Below are 22,746 nucleotides of genomic sequence, written 5' to 3'. Positions count from 1 at the left end.
CAGCCGCCGCGGCGCCGCCTGTGCCGCCCGTGCCCGCCGGCCGCGGCCACTCCGGACCCCTCCCGGCGCCCGGCCCCGCCCCCCACTACGGTTGCTAACGGGCCAGTTCGCCCAGCATTTCCCAGGATTTGAGGCCGCGACCGCCCAGGTGATGCAGCAGCACCGCGCGCATCTGCAGGCGCAGGCTGGCGATATCGCTGCTGCTGGGCTGCATGTCTTCAGCCAGCGCCAGCAACGCGCTGCCTGTCGCCAGCGCGCGGCGTTCGTTGTTGCGTTCACTGAGCAGGCGCAACGGGCCCTGCAGTGGATCCAATCGGTAACGTGCGGCTGGATCGATGGGCTCACCGTCGCCGGCACAACTCCAGTCGAAACCAAAGCCCAATGCGTCGAGCAGGTCACGCTCGAAGCGCCGCAGTGACCACGCCAACGTATCCGCCCGGTCCAACTGCCCACGCAGCTCGCCGTAAGCCACATACAGCTCGGGCAACGGGTCCTGACGCGGCGTCAAGCGCATCACCAGTTCGTTGATATAGAAACCAGCCAGCATCGCGTGGCCGTGTAGACGCGGCGCCACGTCCTGGCTTTCGGCACGACGCAGTTGCGCCAACTCACCGGTTTGCTGCGCGTCAAAGCGAATCGCCTGCAGCGGCTGCAGGGCGGCGCGCAGCGCCTGCTTCTTCGGCCCTTGCACGCCGCGTGCGAGCAGGCCCAAACGGCCATGTTCCAGACTCAGCACCTCGACCAGCAAGCTGGTTTCGCGCCAAGGCCGGGCATGCAGCACGTATGCGGGCTGGTCTTCGATGCGCATCCAAGACTAAGAATCAGGAGTGGAGATTCGGGAGCCGCAACAGCAAGCGATAATGAGCCCGCCAGGCTTCGCCAGACTCGGAAAGCCGCAGCGGCTTGTCGCTGTCACAGCGCAGGCTTTCATCATGCCCCCTGATCAGCGGCCAAGGGCCAGCCGGAAATCGCGAGTGTCTGCAGAACCAGGCTGTTTCATCCCCGATTCCCCACTCCCGATCCCAGGACCGAGGCTTACTGCTCGCCGTAGCCGAAGGCCTTCAGCGCGGCCTCGTCATCGGACCAGCCTTCGCGTACGCGTACCCAGGTTTCCAGGAACACCTTGGCACCAAACAGACGCTCCATCTGCAGACGCGCCTTGGCACCGATTTCCTTCAAGCGGGTGCCGCCCTTGCCGATCACGATGGCTTTCTGGCCTTCGCGCTCGACCCAGATCACCGCGCCGATGCGCAGCAGTGCACCGTCTTCGGCGAAGCGTTCGATTTCCACGGTGGTGGCGTACGGCAGTTCTTCGCCAAGCTGGCGCATCAGCTGCTCACGGACCAGCTCGCCGGCAAGGAAGCGCTGGCTGCGGTCGGTGATCTCGTCTTCGCCGAACATCGGCGGACCTTCCGGCACCAGCCCGATCAGGTCGCGTACCAGCGCTTCCAGGCCGTTGCGCTTGAGCGCCGAGACCGGGTGCACGGCGGCGAACTCGCGGCCTACGGTGATCTCCTGCAGGAACGGCAGCAGCGCACCCTTGTCCTTCATCCGATCAACCTTGTTGACGATCAGCACAACCGGCACGCCTGCGTCACGCAGTACGTTGAAGGCCAGGGTGTCTTCTTCGTCCCAGCGACCGGCTTCGATCACCAGCAGGCCAACGTCCACGCCTTCCAGCGACGCGCGCGCGGCGCGGTTCATCACCCGGTTCATCGCGCGCTTCTGCTGGCGATGCAGCCCGGGGGTATCAACCAGCACCAGCTGCCCTTCCGGGTAGGTGGCGATGCCGAGCAGACGGTGACGGGTGGTCTGCGGTCGGTTGGAGACGATGCTGACCTTGGCGCCAACCAGGGCATTGGTCAGGGTCGATTTGCCAACGTTGGGGCGGCCAATGACCGCGACGCTGCCACAGCGATGAGAGGAGGTGTCGTTCACTTGGAATCCAATTGCTCTATTGCGGCGGCTGCCGCCTGTTGTTCGGCCAGCCGTCGCGAAGTGCCTTCGCCTTCGGTACTTACGGCAGGGTCAGCCACGCAACAGCGCACATGGAAGTGCTTGGCGTGGTCGTCGCCGGTCTCCGATACCAGCTCGTATACCGGCAGGGTCTTCTGCCGGGCCTGCAACCATTCCTGCAGGCGTGTCTTGGGGTCTTTCTCGGGCTTGCCCACCGGCACTGCCGACAGCGAGGCCTCGAACCACGGCATTATCCGCTCGCGGCAGGCTTCGAAACCGGCGTCCAGATAAATGGCGGCAACCACGGCCTCGAAGGTGTCGGCGAGGATGGAGTCGCGGCGATGGCCGCCAGACTTCATCTCACCGGGGCCCAGCGTCAATCGGTCGCCCAGTTGCAGCGTACGTGCGATCACCGCAAGCGCGCTTTCACAAACCAACGCCGAGCGGGCACGGGTCAGCGCACCCTCGTCGGCCTTGGGCCAACGGGTAAACAATGCCTCGGCAATCAGCATATTGACGATACTGTCGCCCAGAAACTCCAGGCGCTCGTTATGCGGCGCGCCGGCGCTACGGTGGGTCAGGGCCTGCATCAGCAGACCCTGATCCTTGAACGGATGACCGATCAGGTCACCCCGTTGGAACGTTCTATTCACTACCGGTCCGGTTCAGATCCTGGGATGCGTTGAACTTGCCAACCACATCGAGGTTGCCAATCATTTCGCGACGCACTTCGTAACTGACGACCATGCGCAGGCCGCCATCGGTGCGCTCGATCTTCAGATCGCCCGGCTTCACGTCATCGGCGTAATTCATATCCATGCGCTTGAAGAACAACTCCTGCACCTTGGCCGGATCGAGGCTGCCCGAACCCGGCTCTGCGGCAATGCTCTTGAGCGCCGAACGTACGGAGTAATACTCCTGGTACATCGGGAACAGCTTCATGCCAACAAACAGCGCAAAGCCCACTACCGCCAGAACCACGAGGAACGAGGTCAGCGTCATACCTGCTTGCTTGTGCTTCATTGCGATCTCCCCAGAAACGCGTTGTCCACTCACTGAATGCCCGCCCCGATACGCGACGGTTCGAAACTACCCTTGCAGAACCAGCCTTCACAGTTCAGCCAGATCAGGAACGCCTTGCCACGCAGATTCTCTTCCGGCAGGAAGTGGGTCTGGGTCCAGAAGCGACTGTCCTCGCTGTTGTCGCGATTGTCACCCATCACGAAGTACTGGCCTTCCGGCACCACCCAGTCGCCCTGGCCACGCGGGTCGGCACGACCCAGCAGTTCCAGCACGGTATGGCTGCGGCCTGGCAGCTGCTCGGTCAACAGCGAGGCGCCGGTCATTTCCGAGCCCGGGCCCTTGCCGATGTACTCGCCACGATCTTCGTAGACCATCGGCACGCCGTTGATCGACAAAGTGTCGCCGTGGAAGCCGATGCGGTCGCCTGGCAAGCCGATCACGCGCTTGATCCAGTTCTGGTCCGGCGCATGCGGCGGCTTGAACACCACCACGTCACCGCGCTTGGGCTCGGACACCGGGATGATCTTGGTATTGGTGATCGGCAGGCGGAAGCCGTAGGAGAACTTGTTGACCAGGATGAAATCGCCGATCAGCAGGTTGGGCATCATCGAGCTGGACGGGATCTTGTACGGCTCGGCCACGAAGCTGCGCAGGATCAATACCACTGCCAGCACCGGGAAGAACGCGCGCGAATAATCCACCACCGCCGGCTCTTCGCTATCCAGCAGGCTGGCCTTCTCGGCACGGCGCTTGCGCAGGTACAGCTTGTCCAGCAGCACCACCAGGCCCGAGCCCAGGGTCAGCACAACCAGGATGATTTCAAACCATTTCATTCAAATTCCTTCGGAATGAGACTGGTGATTCGTGGTTGGAGATCCGCAATAGTCAGAGCGTACGCCGCCCTTTCCAATCCCGATCCCCAACTCCCGAACCACTGTTACTTGTCCATCTGCAGCACAGCAAGGAAGGCTTCCTGCGGGATCTCCACACGGCCCACCTGCTTCATGCGCTTCTTGCCTTCCTTCTGCTTCTCCAACAGCTTCTTCTTACGCGAAATGTCGCCACCATAGCACTTGGCCAATACGTTCTTGCGCATGGCCTTGACCGTGGTACGGGCGATGATCTGCGCGCCGACAGCAGCCTGGATGGCCACGTCGAACATCTGCCGGGGAATCAGGTCCTTCATCTTTTCGCACAGCTCGCGGCCGCGGCGATCCGCGTGGCTGCGGTGGACGATCAAGGACAGTGCATCGACCTTGTCGCCATTGATCAGTACGTCCAGGCGTGCGAACGGACCGGCCTCGAAACGCACGAAGTGGTATTCCAGCGAGGCGTAGCCACGGCTGACCGACTTGAGCTTGTCGAAGAAGTCCAACACCACTTCGGCCATCGGCAGCTCATAGCTGATCTGCACCTGGCTGCCCATGTAGTTGATACCGATCTGGCTGCCACGCTTCTCTTCGCACAGCTTTATGATGCTGCCGATGTATTCCTCGGGGGTGAGGATGTTGGCGCGGATGATCGGCTCACGGATCTCGGCGACGGCATTGCCCTGCGGCAACTTGGCCGGGTTGTCCATCATCAGGATGCTGCCGTCGGTCTTGAGCACCTCGTAGATCACCGTCGGCGCGGTGCTGATCAGGTCGAGGTTGTACTCGCGCTCCAGCCGCTCCTGCACGATTTCCATGTGCAGCATGCCGAGGAAGCCGCAGCGGAAGCCGAAGCCCATCGCCTCGGAGCTTTCCGGCTCGAAGCGCAGCGCAGCGTCGTTCAGGCGCAGCTTGTCGAGCGCTTCACGCAGGTCCGGGTAGTCCTCGGCATCAACCGGGAACAGGCCGGCGAACACGCGCGGCTGCATTTCCTGGAAACCGGGCAGCGCCTCGGCGGCCGGGTCAGCCATCAAGGTCAGGGTGTCGCCGACCGGCGCACCGTGCACGTCCTTGATGCTGGCGTTGATCCAGCCCACTTCACCGGCACGCAGCGCAGGCATTTCCTTGCGCTTGGGGGTGAATACGCCGACCTTGTCGACCAGATGCCAACGGCCGGTGGACATGACCTGGATCTTGTCGCCGGCCTTGATCTGGCCCTGCATCACGCGTACCAGCGAGACCACACCCAGGTAATTGTCGAACCAGGAGTCGATGATCAGCGCCTGCAGCTTGTCGCTGCCACGGTCAACCGGCGCCGGGATGCGGTGCACGATGGCTTCCAGCACCTCTTCCATGTTGAGGCCGGTCTTGGCGCTGACGGCCACCGCGTCGGAGGCATCGATGCCGATCACGGCCTCGATCTCGGCCTTGGCACGGTCGATATCGGCGGTCGGCAGGTCGATCTTGTTCAGCACCGGCACCACTTCCAGGCCCTGTTCGATGGCCGTGTAGCAGTTGGCAACCGACTGCGCTTCCACGCCCTGGGCCGCATCGACCACCAGCAGCGCGCCTTCGCAGGCGGCCAGCGAGCGGCTGACTTCATAGGAGAAGTCGACGTGGCCGGGGGTGTCGATGAAGTTCAGGAAGTAGGTCTGGCCGTTGCGGGCCGTATACGGCACCGACACCGACTGCGACTTGATCGTGATACCACGCTCGCGCTCGATCGGGTTGTTGTCCAGGACCTGCGCTTCCATTTCGCGCGCGGTCAAGCCGCCACACAACTGGATGATGCGGTCGGCCAAGGTGGACTTACCGTGGTCAACGTGGGCAATGATGGAGAAGTTGCGGATCATCCGCATCGAATCATGTGACATAGGTGGCGGCGGCGGCGCTGCGTCGTCAGGATAACGGGCCATTATCGCATGCCGGAGCCAAGCCCCGCACAGGGTTTGGCTGGCAGCTGAACGAAAGGAGCCGCCCGAAGGCGGCTCCCGTTGCTATCGCAAGGCGTGGCGGGCTTATTCGCCGGTACGGACCGGAACGAAGGCGCTGTTGGCACCAGCGCGGACCAGCAGCATGACCACATCACCCTTCTTGTAGCCACCCAGCTCCCGGTTCAGGGCGGCAACACTGCCGACCGGGGCGCGCCCGACCTGCAGCACCACCATACCCGGGGCCAGACCTGCCTCACGGCCGGACTGGCTGTTGACGCCGGTGATACGCACGCCCTCGCCGGAATCCAGGCCAAGCTGGCGGCGCTCGGCGGCGGTCAGGTCGGCCACTTCCAGCCCCAACAGGGCATTGGCACCGGCCTGCGGCTTGGCGTCATCGGCCGCCGAGGCGGTGTTGCCCGGCCGTGCCGCGTCTTCGGCCAGCTCGCTCAAGGTCACGGTGATCTCACGCGGCTTGCCGTCACGCAGGATGCTCATGCGCACCTTGCTACCCGGCGGCATCGCGCCAATCATCGGCGGCAGCTCGCTGGAAGTATTGATCTCGGTGCCATTGACCGCACGGATCACGTCACCCACCTCGATACCCGCCTTGGCCGCTGCGCTGTCGGGCACCATCTGGTTGACCAGCGCACCACGGCTGTCCGGCAGTTTGAAGCCCTGCGCGATATCGCTGGTCACTTCGCCGACCATCACGCCCAACTGGCCGCGACTGACCTTGCCGGTCTTCTTGATCTGCTCGACCGCATTCATCGCCAGATCGATCGGGATCGCGAAGCTGATGCCCATGTAGCCGCCAGATGCGGAGAAGATCTGCGAGTTGATGCCGACCACTTCACCACGCGTATTCAGCAGAGGACCGCCTGAGTTGCCCTGATTGATCGCCACGTCGGTCTGGATGAACGGCACATAGCGTTGTTCCTGCCCACCGGTATTGCGACCAAGCGCACTGACGATGCCGGCGGTGACCGAATGGTCCAGGCCAAACGGCGACCCGATCGCCACCACCCACTGGCCCGGCTTGAGCGTATTCGAATCGCCCACCCGCACGGTCGGCAGGTTGCGCCCTTCGACCTTCAGCAGCGCCACGTCGTACTGGGCATCACTGCCGACCACCTTGGCGGTGAACTCACGGCGATCACTCAAGGTGATCTTGACCGACTCGGCACCATCGATGACGTGGTGGTTGGTCAGCACATAGCCGTCATTGGAGATGATGAAGCCCGAGCCCATGCTGCGCCCGCGCGGACCGCTGTCCGGCCCTTGCTGGCCCGGCCCCGGCATCTGGAAATCCGGACCGAAGAAGCGGCGGAAGAACTCCGGCATCTGGTCCATGTCCGGGCCCTGCTGGGCAGCGCGCGGGTTGCGGCGTGCACCAATCACGGTATCGACCTTGACCACGCCCGGACCGACCTGGTCGACCAGCTGGGTGAAGTCAGGCAGGCCCTGCACCAGCTGCGGCGCGGGCGCGGCACGGGTAGCGGCGACCTGTTCGGCCGGGGCATTCGGGGCTGGGCTCTGGGCGCAGGCCACCAACGGCAGAGTCATCGCCAGCAGGCCAAACACCTTGTTTTGGATACGTGGGGTCATCAGCTTCGAGCCTCCAATTCAGTCAAAGCGGGAAAGAACAGCCAAGCCCGGTACGCAAGCCAACAGCGCACAAACCTGGAATCCGGGGAAGAACCGGTCGCCCTGAGGCGGACGACCGGCAAGCAATACTCACTGACGCGGCAACAGCCTGCGCGACTCGGCATCGTCGGCACTTTGTGCCGGCATGCGCGGTTCAAACGGGTAGAACGTCGCCCCACCCTGCTCCTGTGCAGGGAAACTTGCGTTAAGCGCCCCCTGCGACAACGATGGCGCCACCGTCGAGCGCGGCCACGGCCGCGCATGCAGCACCCCATTGCCAGTGGCAAACGGGTCCTGGCGCAGTGCCGGGGTTGCCGGCATTACTGGCGCTGAAGCAATTGCCCGCTGCGGCTCGGCCATGCGCGCGGTACCGGCGCGTGCCGCCTGCTGGGTGCGGGTTGCACTGCCACGGCGGGCACTGGCGTCCTGACGGCGGGTCACTGCGGCGGCAACTGCAGGAGCCGCAGCCACCAGCCCGGCGACATTGCCAGCATCAGCCGCAGTCGGCGCCGAAGGCTGCACGGGTGCAGGCGCAACTTCCGCCGTGGTCGCGATGACCGGTGTGGGCACATTGACTTCCGGCAGCTGCTCGCGGGCCATGAACAAGGCCACCGCCGCCACCGAGGCAGCCAGGGCGGCACCGCCACCCCAACGCCGCCAGCCAGTACGGGCGGCGCGCTGTTGGGCAGGTGCGGCAACTATTGGCCCGTTCTGGCGGGCATCGGCGTCCACCGCCTGTCGCACCCGCGCACTGAAATCCAAGGGCGCCGGGGCGCAGGCCTGGCCGCGCATCACGTCACCCAATACCTGCCAGCGTTCCTGGCAGGCCGAAAGCTCACTGTCGTGTTCCAGCCGGCGCAGCATGAAGCGCGCCTCATCGGCGGCCAGCTCGCCATCCACCAGCGCCGACAACTGCTGGCGGTAGTGCAATTCGAATTTATCCGGCGCAGCACCGGCCGACACCGGGTTACGGTCTTGCGGGTTCATACGCGACTCCGTTCACGGGTAGCGCTGGGGGTATCCAGCAAGGGACGCAGCTGTGCATCAATGGCCTCGCGGGCACGGAAGATCCGCGACCGCACCGTACCGATCGGGCATCCCATTTTCTGCGCGATATCCTCGTAACTCATGCCTTCCACCTCTCGCAACGTAATGGCTGAGCGCAGCTCTTCGGGCAACGCATCAACCGCCTTCATCACGGTCTGTTCCAGTTCCTGGCGCATCAACTCACGCTCGGGCGTGTCGTTGTCGCGCAAGCGGACCCCACTGTCGAACTGCTCGGCGTCACCGATTTCGATGTCGTCGGTGGGGGGACGCCGGTTGTGTGCTGCCAGATAGTTTTTTGCGGTATTCACTGCGATCCGATGCAACCAGGTATAGAACTGGGCGTCGCCACGGAAATTCCCGAGCGCACGGTATGCGCGCACGAAAGTGTCCTGGGCCACGTCCTGACATTCACTCCAGTCGGCGATGTAGCGCCCGATCAACGCGATGATCCGATGCTGGTACTTGCGTACCAACACATCGAACGCCGCGCTTTCGCCGCGCTGCACACGCCGGACCAGTTCCAGGTCCAGCTCCTGCGGTGTTTCAACCTCGGCCATAACGGGCCGCACTCCTGTCAGCCCAACCGACGTCGGGCATTAAGACCGCTGTTCGCGGCAAAAGTTCAGCACCCTGTCCCAGCGGCACCGCACCAGCTTTTAACTCCCGTTCGGCTAACCTGCAGGGGCATTGACCAGATAAGCACAACTCATTTCCTGACATTGGGATTTGACGGCAGGGAAACAACCTCTGGATCATAGCGGCCTTCTCCATACACAACCGGATGGAACGTCCCATGCTCTCAGGCTTCGACGGGCTCCGCTTCAATCATTGGCAAACCGAGCTGCGCGAGGATGGCGTGGCAGTGCTCAGCCTCGACCGCAAGGACAGCCCGGTCAATGCCATGTCGCAGGACGTGCTGCTGGAACTGGGCGATATCGTCGAGCGCCTGGCCATCGACCCGCCCAAGGGCGTGGTGGTGCGTTCGACCAAGGCGGCCGGCTTCATCGCCGGTGCCGACCTGAAGGAATTCCAGGAATTCGACCGCCGCGGCACCGTCAATGACGCCATCCGCCGCGGCCAGAGCGTCTACCAGAAGCTGGCCGAACTGCCCTGCCCCACTGTTGCCGCGATCCACGGCCACTGCCTGGGCGGCGGCACCGAGCTGGCGCTGGCCTGCCGCTACCGCGTGGCCTCCAACGATCAATCCACCCGCATCGGCCTGCCGGAGACCCAGCTGGGCATCTTCCCGGGCTGGGGCGGCAGCTCGCGCCTGCCCCAGCTGGTCGGCGCGCCGGCCGCGATGGACATGATGCTGACCGGACGCACTCTGTCGGCCTCGGCCGCGCGCGCGATTGGCCTGGTAGACAAGGTCGCCGCCCCGGCGGTGCTGGTCGATGCGGCCATCGCATTGCTGCAGACCGAGGTAACCCGGCCGTTCAAGCAACGCGCTACCGCCTGGGCCACCAATACCTTCCTGGCCCGCAAGATCCTCGCCCCGCAGATGGCCAAGCAGGTCGCGCGCAAGGCCAAGAAGGACCAGTATCCGGCGCCCTACGCGCTGATCAGCACCTGGGAACGCACCGGTGGCAGCCCGATCCAGAACCGTCTGGATGCCGAGCGCCGCGCCGTGGTCAAGCTGGCCAGCAGCCCGACCGCGCGCAACCTGATCCGCATTTTCTTCCTGACCGAACGACTCAAGGGCCTGGGCGGCAAGGACTCCGGCATCAAGCACGTGCACGTGGTCGGTGCCGGCGTGATGGGCGGCGACATCGCTGCCTGGGCGGCCTACAAGGGCTTCAACGTGACCCTGCAGGACCGTGAGCAGCGTTTCATCGACCCGGCCATGACCCGCGCGCAGGCGTTATTCGACAAAAAGGTGCGCGACGAGAGCAAGCGCCCGGAAGTCGCGGCACGGCTGAAGGCTGACCTGGCCGGTGAAGGCGTGGCGCAGGCCGATCTGGTCATCGAGGCCATCATCGAGAACCCGGAAGCCAAGCGTGCGCTGTACCAGACGCTGGAGCCGAAGATGAAGGCCGACGCGCTGCTGACCACCAATACCTCCTCGATCCCGCTGGTCGAGCTGCGTGACCACATCCAGCGCCCGGCGCAGTTTGCCGGCCTGCACTACTTCAACCCGGTAGCGCAGATGCCGCTGGTGGAGATCATCCACCACGACGGCATGGCGCCGGAAACCGAGAAGCGCCTGGCGGCATTCTGCAAGGCACTGGGCAAGTTCCCGGTGCCGGTGGCAGGAACGCCGGGCTTCCTGGTCAACCGCGTGCTGTTCCCGTACATGTTGGAAGCCGCCACCGCGTATGCCGAAGGCATTCCCGGTCCGGTAATCGACAAGGCTGCGGTCAAGTTCGGCATGCCGATGGGCCCGATCGAGCTGCTGGATACGGTCGGTCTGGACGTGGCTGCAGGTGTCGGCAAGGAGCTGGCACCGTTCCTCGGCCTGCAGATCCCGGCCGCACTGGCTACCGTCGAGCCCAACAAGCGCGGCAAGAAGGACGGCCAGGGCATCTACAAGTGGGAAAACGGCCGCGCCGTAAAACCAGAGGTCGCCAAGGACTACCAGGCGCCATCGGATCTGGAAGACCGCTTGATCCTGCCGTTGCTCAACGAAGCCGTGGCCTGCCTGCACGACGGCGTGGTCGCCGATGCCGACCTGCTCGATGCCGGCGTGATCTTCGGCACCGGTTTCGCCCCGTTCCGTGGCGGCCCGATCCAGCATATCCGCGCGACTGGCGTGGATGTGTTGGTTGAGAAGTTGAAGACCTTGCAGGCGCGCCATGGCGATCGCTTTGCGCCGCGCAAGGGCTGGGACATGCCGGAGCTGCGTGAGCCGGTGGTTTGAGTTTTTGCTGGTTGATTGAATGAAAAACGGAGCCGAAAGGCTCCGTTTTTCATTCGACCTGTAGTGCCGAGCCATGCTCGGCAGGAGCCTTACCGGCACGCGCGCCAGGTTGTGGGAGCGACGTCAGCCGCGAAACCACAGATCAATCAGATTGCAGTTGTTCCGGCAATTCCAGCAATGCCAGCTTCGCGGCTTACGCCGCTCCCACAACCAACAACCAACAAATAAGGCCGATGGATCACCTGTAGAGCCTCTGCCGAGCATGGCTCGGCACTACCTTCAGCGGTGCACATGGCCGTGATGGCCTTGATCATCCGGCCCGTGCGCATGACCTTCATGATCATGATCGTGGTCATCGCCACCGGCCTTCTTGTCAGCACAATCATCGCCGCAGTGATCAGCTTCAACCTGCACCGTCACATGATCGATAGCAAAACGCTCATGCAGCAGATCAGCCAGCTGCCGACGCAATACATCCGGCGCCTGCCCATCATTCATCACCACATGCACGGTCAATGCCGGCGTGCTCGATGCCAGTGCCCACACATGCAGGTCATGGATACCGGCAACACCGGCATGCCCGCGCAGCGCCGCTTCGATATCCGCCAGCACCACGCCCTTGGGCACGCCTTCCAACAAGACGTTGATCGCATCGCGCAGCAGCACCCAGGTGCGTGGCAGCACCCACAAACCAATCAGCACCGCCAGAATCGGGTCAACCAAGGTCCAACCGGTGAAATGAATGATCAGACCGCCGATGATCACCGCCACCGAGCCAAGCATGTCGCTCCACACTTCCAGGTAGGCGCCTTTGACGTTGAGGCTCTCGCCGCTGCCGGCACTGAGCAGGCGCATGGCGATCAGATTCACCACCAGGCCAAATGCGGCCACCCACATCATGCCGGTGGAAGCAATGTCCTGCGGCTGCTGGAAGCGCTGCGCGGCCTCGAACAGGATGTAGATGCCCACGCCGAACAACAGCAGGCCATTGGCCACGGCGCCCAAGGCTTCCAGACGCGCATAACCATAGGTGCGCTTGGCATCAGGCGGGCGCCGGCTCAGACGAACGGCGGTCAAGGCGATCATCAGGCCGATGGCATCGGTTGCCATGTGCGCGGCATCTGACAACAGCGCCAGGCTGTTGGTCCAGAACGCGCCAATGACTTCGACCACCAGATAGGCGGTGGTCAAGCCCAGCGCCCACCACAGTGGTTTCTCGTGACGGATTTCGCTGGGCAGATGGTTGTGGTCGTGACTCATGGCTGGCTCCTCAATAACGGGGCCAGCTTAGTCAGCCTATGGCGGCGGAGACTATTACATCGCCGCCGCCCGCTTCAGCGATCAGCGCGGGCCGAGCACGGTCTGCATGTCATCACCCTGCGGCATGCCCGAGCGCATCTGCACCGTGCCGTCTGCGTCCTTGAACAGGATGCCAGGCGTGCCCTGGAAACCCAGATCCAGCATCAATGCTTCGTTGGCGCGCAGCTTGGCCTGCACTGCCGCCGGCACCGTCGCCAGCGGCTTGATGCCGCCCTTGGCGAAGTCTCGCTCGTTCTGGATCAGCGCCTGCTCCGGCGAAGCCGCGCCCAGAATGGCAGCGGCCTTGTTGGCACTGTCCTCGCGGATCACACCGACCAGGATCTGCCGGATCTGCACCTTGCCTGCGGCCACCCACGGCTGCGCGGCTTCCCAGAAGCGGTTGCAGTACGGGCAATTCGGGTCGCTGAAGGAATAGATGACGCGCGGCGCATCGGCCTTGCCATCGCGCACCCAATGGCTGGCCTCGACCTTCGCCCAGGCCTGCTGGCCCATCGGCCCGGATACCAGCTCCTTGAGCTTGGCGGCGCTGACGTCCTCACCCTTGGCGTTCACCAACGTGCCAACCACCGCGTACTCACCATCCTTGGACACATACACGCCCAGCGGACGCTGGCCGGCGACGCCGGCATAGCCGGTCAGGCCAACCGGCGTTTCGAACGTGCCCATGAACTCCACGCCCTGCGAGCGCAGGGTCTTCACTACCGCCGGCTCATTGGCCGCAGCCGGCTTTGCCGCAGTAGCCGCGGGGGCACTGGCAGTCTGTGCGCAGGCCAGCGGCGCCAGCGTCATGGCGGACAACAACAGCAACATCGAACGGGAACGCATCATCGTGTGTCTCTTTCAGGAAAGGGGTTATTGCATTTCGCGCAGGCGCGCTTCCAGCGTGGCGCGCGACAGCTCGCCCATGTGCACATTGCGCAGCCGCCCATCGGCGCCGAAGAACAACGTTGTCGGCAGGGCGCGGGCACCGGTCTGCTGCATTACCCGCGACTCTGCATCCAGCAGCACGTTGCTCAGCTGCATGTTTTCGGTGCGTAGGTAGTCGGCGACTTCATCGCGGGTTTCGCCCTGATTGGCAAACACGAACTGCACCTGCGGATGCGCCTGCTGCGCCTGTGCCAGCACCGGCATCTCGCGCCGACACGGGCCGCACCAAGTCGCCCACAGATTGATCACGGTTGGCTTGCCAGCAAATGCGGTCAGCGGCGCTGGCTTGTCCTGCATGTCAACCAGCACCGCATCCGGCAGCGGAATCGACGATCGCTGCAACGCAAACAACGCCATCCCGCCAATTGCCCAGAACGCCGCGCCCGCTGCCAGACCCAGCAACACCGGCTTGCGCAGGATGCGCTGGCGGGTCTTCCACAACGCGTAGGCGGCGGCGACCAGCAGGCCGGCCCAGATCGAATAACCGCCATCACCCAGACGAATGATGGACAGCGGCTGCGACAGATAGTCGCCAGCATGCATCACCAGATGACCCAGACGTGCGCCCAGCAAGCCCAGCAGAAACGCATCCAGTACCACCGCGCCAGCACGGCTACGCACTCCATCGGCAGCCGGCGCCAATGCACGCGCGAAGAACCAGCCAATCGCCAGCGCCAACAGTGCAACCACAGCCATCAACGGAAACGGACCAGCGCTGATCATTCAGCCAATCCCGCGGAACTCAACACAAGCAAACTTGAACAAACAGTGAATTCAACTATCAACACAAAGTCCTCAAAATCCTGTTTTTGCTGCCGATAATGATCGGCTGCCTCTTGGCACTTTACCGGTCGTACGCATGAATATCGTCCCCGCCCCACCCCCTGACACCGACAGCAACGCTCTGGCAGATGCCTGGAAACACAGCCTCGACGCCGCCGGTGCCGATGCAAGCCAGATTCTGGCGAGTCTGGCCGACGCGCACGCCGCTGAACTGGCCGCGCATTTTTACAAGGTCATGATGAACGACGCGCGCGCCTCGCGTTCGATGTCGCACGACCAGGTGCGGGTGCGCCTGCAACCGGCCATGCAGCGCTGGGTCAAGGACTTGCTGCGCGCCACGCCGGCCGACGTCGAACAGCTGATCGCCAACCAGCGCGTCATCGGCGATGTACATGCACGCGTGGGCATCCCGGTGGATCTGGTCACCCGCGGCACCCGCGTGCTGAAGCAGCGCCTGTTCCAGTTGATCGGCGAGCAGGCCGGGCATGGCGAGAGCGCACACGCAGCCATCGCCAGCCTCACCGCCTCGTTCGACATCGCGCTGGAGGGTATGACACTGGCCTATTCCAATGCACGGGAACGTTCCTCGCGCACCGATGCAGCGTATCGCTTGTTCTCGCTGGTGCAGAACGTCGGCACCGAGCGCGAACGCCAGCGTGCGCTGTTGCTGGATTGGGAAAACACCCTCCTCTACGCCCTAGCGGCACAGGGCGATCTGGGCAGCTTCCAGCCGCTGGCACGTTCGGAGTTCGGCCTGTGGTTCAACCACAAGGGCATTCCCAGCTTTGGTGAAAGCTCGGAGACGCGACAGATCACTGCTTTGATCCACGAGGTCGACCAACTGCTGCAACACACCCTGCAGCAGGACAGCGACCCGGCCGCGCGCTCGGCGCAACTGCAGGACGTGCGCTCCAAAGTCAGCCAGATCCGCACCTTGCTCGGCATGTTGTTCGAGCGCATCGGCGAGCTGGATGCCGGTTGCGACGCCTTGACCAACCTGCTCAACCGCCGCTTCCTGCCGACAGTACTGCGCCGCGAGATTGAACTGGCCGAAAAGTCCGCCGGCAGCTTTGGCGTATTGCTGCTGGATCTGGATCACTTCAAGGCAATCAACGACGAACACGGTCATGAAGCCGGCGACCGCGCCCTGCAGCACGTAGCCGGCATCCTCAGCCAGTTCACCCGTGGCAGCGACTACGTATTCCGCTATGGTGGCGAGGAATTTGTCGTGGTGCTGGTGGCGGTGGAAGAACGCCAGGCAATGGTGATTGCCGATGGTCTGTGCCGGCGCATCATCGACACGCCGGTCACCCTGGCCGACGGCCAGCTGCTGCCGATCAGCGCCAGCATCGGCGTTGCCCTCTATGACGGCCACCCGGACTACGAGCGAGTGATGGCACGTGCCGACGCCGCCATGTACCAGGCAAAGAAGCAGGGCCGCAATCGCGTGGTGCTGGGCAGCGACGCCTTGCCTACCGCACCTGGCCGCACCGCATTGCGCCGCGACTGAGCAGCACCGGAAACCAACCGATAGCACATGCCGGCGCGGCAGCGACGGCATAGGCTGCAAGCGGGTGCACCCGGTCACCCGCCTTCGGAACCCTGCAATGCCCATCCTCCGCGCCCTGCTCACCCTGCTGCTGTGCATCGCCCTGCCCGTGCTGGATGCCAGCGCCCGCGAGGTCCCGCAGCCAGCCGAGCATGTGCAGGCCGATGGCCCCTATGTGTTCCGCGATGGCAAGCGATTACAGGCGCAATGGATCTGTGACGACCGGGTAATTTCGCGGAAGTTGAAGGCAAGGCGTGATATCGCCCGTGTCATCGCACCAGAGTGCAGCTATCCGCATCCACTGCGTATCACCCCGCTCGCTGTGCCGGCGAGCGCGGTACTGCCCGCGGTGCCGCGCATCGTTGCCGTCTCCGACATCCATGGCCAGTACGATCTGCTGCGCCGTTTGCTGCGCGCCAATGGCGTGATCGACAGCGACGACAACTGGGCACTGGCAACGGACACACTGGTCATCGCCGGCGATGTGTTCGACCGTGGCCCGCAGGTCACCGAGGCCTTCTGGCTGCTCTACAGCCTGCAGCAACAGGCCGCACAGGCAGGTGGCGCAGTCCACTTTGTGCTCGGCAACCACGAAACCATGGTGCTGTACGACGACCTGCGCTACGTCAATCCCAAGTACCTGCGCAGCGCCCAGTTGCTGGGCCGCAGCTACCCGCAGCTGTACGGCGCCGATTCGGTGATCGGCCAATGGCTGCGCACGCGCCCGGTACTGCTGCGCATCGGCGATACCTTGTTCCTGCATGGCGGCATCTCGCCCGACGCACTGCAACTCGCACTCGATCCTGCAGCCACCAACGCCGCCTATCAGGCCTCGCTGGGCCGGCCCAAGGTCGAGGTCAAAGCCGATCCAGCCACCGCACCGCTATACGACGGCAAGACCAGCCCGATCTGGTACCGCGGCTATTTCAACGGCCAGTTGGATACTGCAGGTGTGCAAGGCGTGCTCGACCAGCTCGGGCTCAAGCGCATCGTGGTCGGCCACACTTCAATGCCACATGTCAGCAGCTTTCACGGCGATCGCATCATCGCCATCGACAGCAGCATCAAGGATGGCGAGAACGGCGAACTGCTGTTCATCGAGGACGGCAAGCTCAGTCGCGGGCTGCTGGATGGCAGTCGCGTATCGCTGGAAGTTGGCCAGATGGATGGCGAAGACTGACCGCCTTTTTACGCTCAGAAATTCACCATTTATGACACTAGGTTTCATCCTAAATTCACGTAGTCATAACCCGATTTCAACGATGGTAAATAGGCAGGTTTCACGCAGGGATGAGGGAGGCATCCAGCGTGTCGCCGCGTATGCAATAGCTGATATCGCGGCCGGGTTTTGCCCCAGCCGTGAATGGTGTTTCTTTCTCCACGGAACAGGCGATGAAACCACTGACGCTGGCTACATTACTGCCACTTGCGCTGCTGCCCTGTGCGGCAAACGCGCAGGACTCCGTCGCCGCGCTGCGCGCGGAGATCGCCCAGGCCCAGCAACACCTGCAATCGCTCAACGCGCGGCTTGATGCACTGGAACAAGGACAGGCAAGTCCTTCTGCAAAACCTCCGCCTTCTCCGGCATCGGGTTCGGCATCGCAGACCACGGTCTCCCCGCTCAACCCAGCATCACCCCGCACCGACCAGCCATCAACTACGCAGACCATTCTGCCCGCACGTGATTCGGTCGCTGATCCTTCAACCGCTGCCTCCCGCCCGGACAACGCACCCTCGCCGAACGACCCCGAACTGAAGGGGTTCATTGCCATCCCCGGCACCGACACCATGATCCGGCTCGGCGGCTACGCCAAGCTCGACGCGATTGCAGACCGCCGCGCCGCTGGTGATGCCGAGCAATTCATTCCATCGTCGATTCCTGTCGACAGCCCGCACCGTGATGTCTCGCACTTCGGCATGCATGCCAAGCAGACCCGCTTCAGCTTCGAGGCACGCCGCCCAACCACACACGGCAAGCTGCGCTTCTATCTGGAGAACGATTTCTTCGGCAGCAGCGACAGTTACGAATTCCGCCTGCGCCATGCCTATGGCCAGCTGGGCAATACCTATGCCGGCTACGGCTATTCCACCTTCATGGATGCCGACTCGCTGCCGGACACGCTGGACTTTGCCGGGCCAGGCGCAGCCGGCTATCTGCTGGTGGCCGGCATTCACCACAGCTTCGCGCTGGGCAAGGGCAACAGCGTGACGGTGGCGGCCGAAAGCCCCGATTCGCAGCTCGCCAACACCGGCGACAACGACAGCAAGACAGAGCACCTGCCCGACATCAGTCTGGTCGCACGCATGGAGCGCGATTGGGGCCACCTGCAGCTGGGCGCGGTGCTGCGCAGCCTCGGCTATGACGGCGATGGCCGCAGCGACCGTACGTTCGGCGGCGGCCTGCAGTTGAGTGGGTCTTACGCTATAGCCGAGCGCGACCTGCTGCTGTTCGGCCTGATCGGCGGCAAGGGCATCAGCCGCTATACGGCTGACCTGACCGGCTCCAACCTGGATGCCACCATCGATACCGACGGCCGGCTCAAGGCGCTGCCGCTGCGCGGTGGCTTCTTCGGCTACACCCACTACTGGTCAGATCTGTGGCGCTCCAACCTGATCTATGGACAGTTGCAGATCGACAGCGCTGACGCACTGAGCAGCGATGCGTTCCGGCGCAGCCGCTATGCGGCACTGAATCTACTGTGGAGCCCGGCACCGTCCTGGACCATGGGCATGGAGCTGCTATACGGCCAGCAGCAGCTACAGAACGGCCGTGATGCAGACACGCTGCGCCTGCAGGGCAGCCTGCAATACAACTTCATCAAGTAACAGGCAGCCGACGCCCGCACACGCCCATGTGCAGCTCGCCACCCAACGATTCACGTAATGCCCTTCCCATCGAATCACCCGGCAACGCCGGTGAAAGGAGATTGTCATGGCAGGTCAGAAGAAAATCGGGGTCGTTGGCGCGACCTTCCTGGTGGCAGGCAACATGATGGGATCAGGTGTATTCCTGCTGCCATCCAGCCTGGCCAAGATCGGCACCGCCTCGATCTGGGGCTGGCTGATAACCACGGCCGGCGCGCTACTACTGGCCTTTGTGTTCGCCAAGCTCGGCAAGCTGGCACCACAAGCCGGCGGTCCGTATGCGTATGCTCGTGACTGGTTCGGCCCCTACATGGGCTTCCAGACCAACACCATCTACTGGTTCGCCAACTGGATCGGCAATGTTGCCATTCCGATCGCGGCGGTGGGCTACTTCAGCTACTTCTTTCCAATCCTGTCCGACCCGGTACCGCGCTGCATCGCGGTGCTGTTGCTGGTGTGGGCATTGAGCTTCGCCAATGTGATTGGGCCATCATTCGTGACCCGCGTGCAGACGGTGACTACCAGTTTCGCCCTGGTTCCGATTCTTGGCATCGCCATCTTTGGCTGGTTCTACTTCGACCCTGCCATCTTCAAGGGCGCCTATAACGTCTCCGGCCAATCCAACTTCGGCGCGGTATCCAGCGCGGCGGCACTGACCTTATGGGCGTTCATCGGCGTGGAGTCGGCGTCGGTCACCGCCGGTGTGGTCGAGAACCCGGAGAAGAACGTAGCCCGCGCCACACTGGCCGGCGTGTTCCTGGCGGCAATCGCCTATATCGCCAGCTCCTCGGTGATCATGGGGATGGTGCCCAATGCCGATCTGCAGGTATCGGATGCGCCGTTCGCGCTTGCCGCCGCCAATGCCGTTGGTGGTTGGGGCGGCGCGCTGGTCAGCCTGTGCGCCTTCGTCGGTGCAGCCGGCTCGCTGGGCGGCTGGATCCTGTTGACCGCTCAGAGCGCAAAAGCCGCCTCCGATGATGGGCTGTTCCCCAGCATTTTCAGCAAGATCAACAAGGACGAAGTGCCGGTCAAAGGCGTACTGATCGTCGCCGTGCTGATGACGCTGGCGGTATTGATCACCTCCACCTCCGAGACCGCATCTGCGCAGTTCGACGTGATCACCTCGGCAGCCGTTGTGCTGACCCTGCTGCCTTACATCTACTCCTGCGTGGCCTGCTACTTCGTTGTGGAGCGCTCGCACACCCTGGTTCACACCGGCGCGTTCTGGCTGCTGACCAGCATCACCGTCGTCTACTGCCTGTGGGCAATCTATGGCTCGTCCGGCAGCATCGTCCAGTACGCCTTCCTGTTCGTACTGTTCATCACAGTGTTCTACCCGTTCTTCAGCGATGAGCGCCGCAAGCAGCGCCTGGCCAAATTCACTCCGAATGGCACCGCACGTGCCAGCACGAACTGATCCCCCGCTCGGTAGATAGGAACAACGCCATGTACTTCAAATCACTGGACTACCCGATCGTCATCATCGATGCCGACTACGAATCGCCGCGTATCGCCGGCATCCTCATCCGCGCTTTGGCTGAGGAGCTTCGCAAGAGCGACCAGCGCGTGCTCTCCGGCCTGAACCTGGACGACGCTCGCGCCGGTGCCCGTACCTATGTGGCCGCTTCGGCGGTGCTGATTTCCATCGACGGCACCGAGGACGATGACGACCAGTTCCAGCGCCTGCTCGCCTTCCTGCGCGAGCAGAGCCAGCGCCGCGCCGACCTGCCGGTATTCCTCTACGGCGAACGCCGCACCATCGAGAAGATACCGAGCAAGCTGCTCAAGTTCGTGCACGGCTACATCTTCCTGTTCGAGGACACCAAGAGCTTCATCGCACGCCAGGTAATGCGCGCTGCCGATGACTACATGGCCAAGCTGCTGCCGCCGTTCTTCAAGGCGCTGATCCACCATTCCGCACAATCCAACTACTCCTGGCATACGCCCGGGCATGCCGGCGGTGTCGCCTTCACCAAGTCGCCAGTAGGCCGTGCACTGCATCAGTTCTATGGCGAAAACACCTTGCGCAGCGATTTGTCGATCTCGGTGCCGGAGCTGGGCTCGCTGCTCGACCACACCGGCCCGATTCGCGACGCCGAAGCCGAGGCTGCGCGCAACTTCGGCGCCGACCATACGTTCTTCGTCACCAATGGCACCTCCACCGCCAACAAGATCGTCTGGCACGGCACGGTCGCTCGTGGCGACATCGTGTTCGTCGACCGCAACTGCCACAAGTCGCTGCTGCACTCACTGATCATGACCGGCGGCATCCCGGTGTACTTCACCCCCAGCCGCAACGCCCACGGCATCATCGGCCCGATCAGTCTGGATCAGTTCTCCGGCGAAGCACTGCAGAAGATGATCCAGGCCAATCCCTTGGCCAGCAAGGCGGCCACCCCCGGTGCCAAGCCGCGCATCGCGGTGGTCACCAATTCCACGTATGACGGGCTCTGTTACAACGCCGAGAAGATTGCCGACAATCTCGGCTCAGCGGTCGACTTCCTGCACTTCGATGAAGCCTGGTACGCCTATGCCGCGTTCCACCCCTTCTACGAGAACCACTACGGCATGGCGAAGGGCAAGCCACGTGAGCAGGACGCGATCATCTTCACCACCCATTCCACGCACAAGCTGCTGGCTGCGTTCTCGCAGGCATCGATGATCCATGTACGCAATGCGGCCACGCGTGAACTGGATGCGGAACGATTCAACGAATCCTTCATGATGCACACCTCCACCAGTCCGCATTACGGCATCATCGCTTCCTGCGATGTCGCCTCCAAGATGATGGAAGGTGACGCCGGCAAGTCGCTGGTGCAGGAAATGCACGATGAAGCCATCGCCTTCCGCCGCGCCATGCTGCATGTCAGCGAAGATCTCGGTCGCGATGATTGGTGGTTCAAGGTCTGGCAACCTGACGGCGTGGAGCGCACCTTGGCCAAGGGCGACAGCGCCAAGCCGATGGTCGCCTCGCGCCCGGACTGGTATCTACGCCCAGATGCGCACTGGCACGGCTTCGACAACCTCGCCGACGACTATGTACTGATCGATCCGATCAAGGTCACCCTGCTGACGCCCGGCCTGTCGATGGATGGCGAGATGGGAAAGCTCGGCATTCCGGCTGCGATACTGAGCAAGTTCCTGTGGTCGCGCGGCATCACCGTGGAAAAGACCAATCTGTACTCGGTGTTGTTCCTGTTCTCGATGGGCATCACCAAGGGCAAGTGGAGCACCCTGGTCACCGAGCTGTTGGCATTCAAGGACCTGTACGACGCCAATGCACCGCTCAGCCAGTCACTGCCCAGCTTGCTCGAAGACAATGCCGCCGCCTACGCCGGCTGGGGACTGCGCGACCTGTGCACGGCCCTGCACGAGTTCAACCGTGAATTCCGCGTAGCCGAGGTGATGCGTGAGATGTATGTGGAATTGCCTGAGCCGGTCATCACGCCCGCAGAAGCCTATAACCACCTTGTGCGTGGCGAGATCGAGCGAGTCGATATTGACCAGCTCAGCGGCCGCGTTGCGGGCACCATGCTGGTGCCCTACCCGCCCGGCATCCCGACCATCATGCCTGGCGAGCGTTTTGGCGCCAGCGATGAACCGATCATCCAGTCGTTGCGCATCGCCCGCGAGCAGAACGCACGCTTCCCGGGATTCGAGTCGGATGTGCATGGCTTGATCATCGACAACAGTGGTGAGAAGCCGAGTTATCGGGTGGAGGTTTTGAAGATTTGACCGCAAGGAAATATCGGCACGCTGGCCGTTCCTTCTCCCGCTTGCGGGGTTAAGAACAGGCGTTTACGAGCCAAAGGCTCGTGCCTGTTCGTACGCCCCGCGTGCTGCGCGGGGCCGGGGCGCGGAGCGAGGTGGCCCGCAGGGGCGGATGAGGGGCGCTTTCGGCTTTCGGCTTTCGGCTTTGGGCGTTCGGCTTTTGGCTGTTGGCTTTTGGCTTTTGGCTGTTGGCGTTGGGCG

General features: G+C 63.3%; 18 protein-coding genes. 6 read left to right on the top strand and 12 right to left on the bottom strand.

Annotation, left to right across the window (positions count from 1 at the left end):
• Positions 1 to 94 precede the first annotated feature (94 nt).
• From recO to rpoE, 9 genes are all read right to left on the bottom strand, one after another.
• A complete protein-coding gene (recO, locus tag ACVOLR_RS17715) occupies positions 95 to 808 on the bottom strand; it encodes a DNA repair protein RecO (RefSeq protein WP_481537605.1) in 714 nt (237 codons plus the stop codon).
• Between the two features lie 227 nt (positions 809 to 1,035).
• Positions 1,036 to 1,938, bottom strand: a complete 903-nt coding sequence (era, locus tag ACVOLR_RS17710) for a GTPase Era (RefSeq protein ID WP_481537604.1) — start codon at positions 1,936 to 1,938, stop codon at positions 1,036 to 1,038.
• On the bottom strand, positions 1,935 to 2,609 hold the full coding sequence (rnc, locus tag ACVOLR_RS17705; protein WP_481537603.1) for a ribonuclease III: 675 nt from the start codon (positions 2,607 to 2,609) through the stop codon (positions 1,935 to 1,937). The genes era and rnc overlap by 4 nt, the downstream gene beginning before the upstream one ends.
• On the bottom strand, positions 2,602 to 2,979 hold the full coding sequence (locus tag ACVOLR_RS17700; protein ID WP_481537602.1) for a DUF4845 domain-containing protein: 378 nt from the start codon (positions 2,977 to 2,979) through the stop codon (positions 2,602 to 2,604). Before ACVOLR_RS17700 ends, rnc begins: the two co-directional genes overlap by 8 nt.
• Before the next feature lie 29 nt (positions 2,980 to 3,008).
• The gene (gene lepB, locus ACVOLR_RS17695; protein ID WP_481537601.1) at positions 3,009 to 3,812 is read right to left on the bottom strand and encodes a signal peptidase I; all 804 of its coding nucleotides are present in this window, start codon (positions 3,810 to 3,812) and stop codon (positions 3,009 to 3,011) included.
• A 104-nt stretch (positions 3,813 to 3,916) separates the two neighbouring features.
• The gene (lepA, locus tag ACVOLR_RS17690; RefSeq protein WP_481532730.1) at positions 3,917 to 5,707 is read right to left on the bottom strand and encodes a translation elongation factor 4; all 1,791 of its coding nucleotides are present in this window, start codon (positions 5,705 to 5,707) and stop codon (positions 3,917 to 3,919) included.
• Between the two features lie 159 nt (positions 5,708 to 5,866).
• A complete protein-coding gene (locus ACVOLR_RS17685) occupies positions 5,867 to 7,387 on the bottom strand; it encodes a DegQ family serine endoprotease (protein ID WP_481537600.1) in 1,521 nt (506 codons plus the stop codon).
• Positions 7,388 to 7,516: 129 nt separating this feature from the next.
• The gene (locus ACVOLR_RS17680) at positions 7,517 to 8,413 is read right to left on the bottom strand and encodes a sigma-E factor negative regulatory protein (RefSeq protein ID WP_481537599.1); all 897 of its coding nucleotides are present in this window, start codon (positions 8,411 to 8,413) and stop codon (positions 7,517 to 7,519) included.
• Positions 8,410 to 9,030 carry an RNA polymerase sigma factor RpoE gene (gene rpoE / locus ACVOLR_RS17675; protein ID WP_313170618.1) on the bottom strand — a complete coding sequence of 207 codons (621 nt, stop codon included), beginning with the start codon at positions 9,028 to 9,030 and terminating at the stop codon, positions 8,410 to 8,412. The genes ACVOLR_RS17680 and rpoE overlap by 4 nt, the downstream gene beginning before the upstream one ends.
• A 236-nt stretch (positions 9,031 to 9,266) precedes the next feature.
• On the opposite strand from rpoE, the gene ACVOLR_RS17670 reads away from it, so the two are divergent.
• The gene (locus ACVOLR_RS17670; protein ID WP_481537598.1) at positions 9,267 to 11,330 is read left to right on the top strand and encodes a 3-hydroxyacyl-CoA dehydrogenase NAD-binding domain-containing protein; all 2,064 of its coding nucleotides are present in this window, start codon (positions 9,267 to 9,269) and stop codon (positions 11,328 to 11,330) included.
• A gap of 279 nt (positions 11,331 to 11,609) precedes the next feature.
• Here the strand turns inward: ACVOLR_RS17670 and ACVOLR_RS17665 are convergent, their stop codons facing one another.
• From ACVOLR_RS17665 to ACVOLR_RS17655, 3 genes are all read right to left on the bottom strand, one after another.
• Positions 11,610 to 12,590: a cation diffusion facilitator family transporter gene (locus ACVOLR_RS17665; RefSeq protein WP_481537597.1), complete on the bottom strand. Its 981-nt coding sequence runs from the start codon at positions 12,588 to 12,590 to the stop codon at positions 11,610 to 11,612.
• An 81-nt stretch (positions 12,591 to 12,671) separates the two neighbouring features.
• The gene (gene dsbG / locus ACVOLR_RS17660) at positions 12,672 to 13,478 is read right to left on the bottom strand and encodes a thiol:disulfide interchange protein DsbG (protein ID WP_481537596.1); all 807 of its coding nucleotides are present in this window, start codon (positions 13,476 to 13,478) and stop codon (positions 12,672 to 12,674) included.
• A 24-nt stretch (positions 13,479 to 13,502) separates the two neighbouring features.
• Positions 13,503 to 14,300, bottom strand: a complete 798-nt coding sequence (locus tag ACVOLR_RS17655) for a TlpA family protein disulfide reductase (protein WP_481537595.1) — start codon at positions 14,298 to 14,300, stop codon at positions 13,503 to 13,505.
• A 136-nt stretch (positions 14,301 to 14,436) separates the two neighbouring features.
• On the opposite strand from ACVOLR_RS17655, the gene ACVOLR_RS17650 reads away from it, so the two are divergent.
• From ACVOLR_RS17650 to ACVOLR_RS17630, 5 genes are all read left to right on the top strand, one after another.
• Positions 14,437 to 15,870, top strand: a complete 1,434-nt coding sequence (locus ACVOLR_RS17650) for a GGDEF domain-containing protein (RefSeq protein WP_481537594.1) — start codon at positions 14,437 to 14,439, stop codon at positions 15,868 to 15,870.
• Positions 15,871 to 15,973: 103 nt separating this feature from the next.
• The gene (locus ACVOLR_RS17645; RefSeq protein ID WP_481537606.1) at positions 15,974 to 17,089 is read left to right on the top strand and encodes a metallophosphoesterase; all 1,116 of its coding nucleotides are present in this window, start codon (positions 15,974 to 15,976) and stop codon (positions 17,087 to 17,089) included.
• 212 nt (positions 17,090 to 17,301) lie between these two features.
• A complete protein-coding gene (locus ACVOLR_RS17640; protein WP_481537593.1) occupies positions 17,302 to 18,735 on the top strand; it encodes a DcaP family trimeric outer membrane transporter in 1,434 nt (477 codons plus the stop codon).
• A 106-nt stretch (positions 18,736 to 18,841) separates the two neighbouring features.
• The gene (gene adiC / locus ACVOLR_RS17635; RefSeq protein ID WP_481537592.1) at positions 18,842 to 20,191 is read left to right on the top strand and encodes an arginine/agmatine antiporter; all 1,350 of its coding nucleotides are present in this window, start codon (positions 18,842 to 18,844) and stop codon (positions 20,189 to 20,191) included.
• Between the two features lie 29 nt (positions 20,192 to 20,220).
• Positions 20,221 to 22,509: an Orn/Lys/Arg family decarboxylase gene (locus tag ACVOLR_RS17630; RefSeq protein WP_481537591.1), complete on the top strand. Its 2,289-nt coding sequence runs from the start codon at positions 20,221 to 20,223 to the stop codon at positions 22,507 to 22,509.
• Positions 22,510 to 22,746: the final 237 nt, after the last annotated feature.

Source organism: Stenotrophomonas sp. STEN030, from assembly GCF_056759995.1.
The sequence above is the reverse complement of the archived record's forward strand: the minus strand, read 5'-3'. Positions and strand labels throughout refer to the sequence as shown.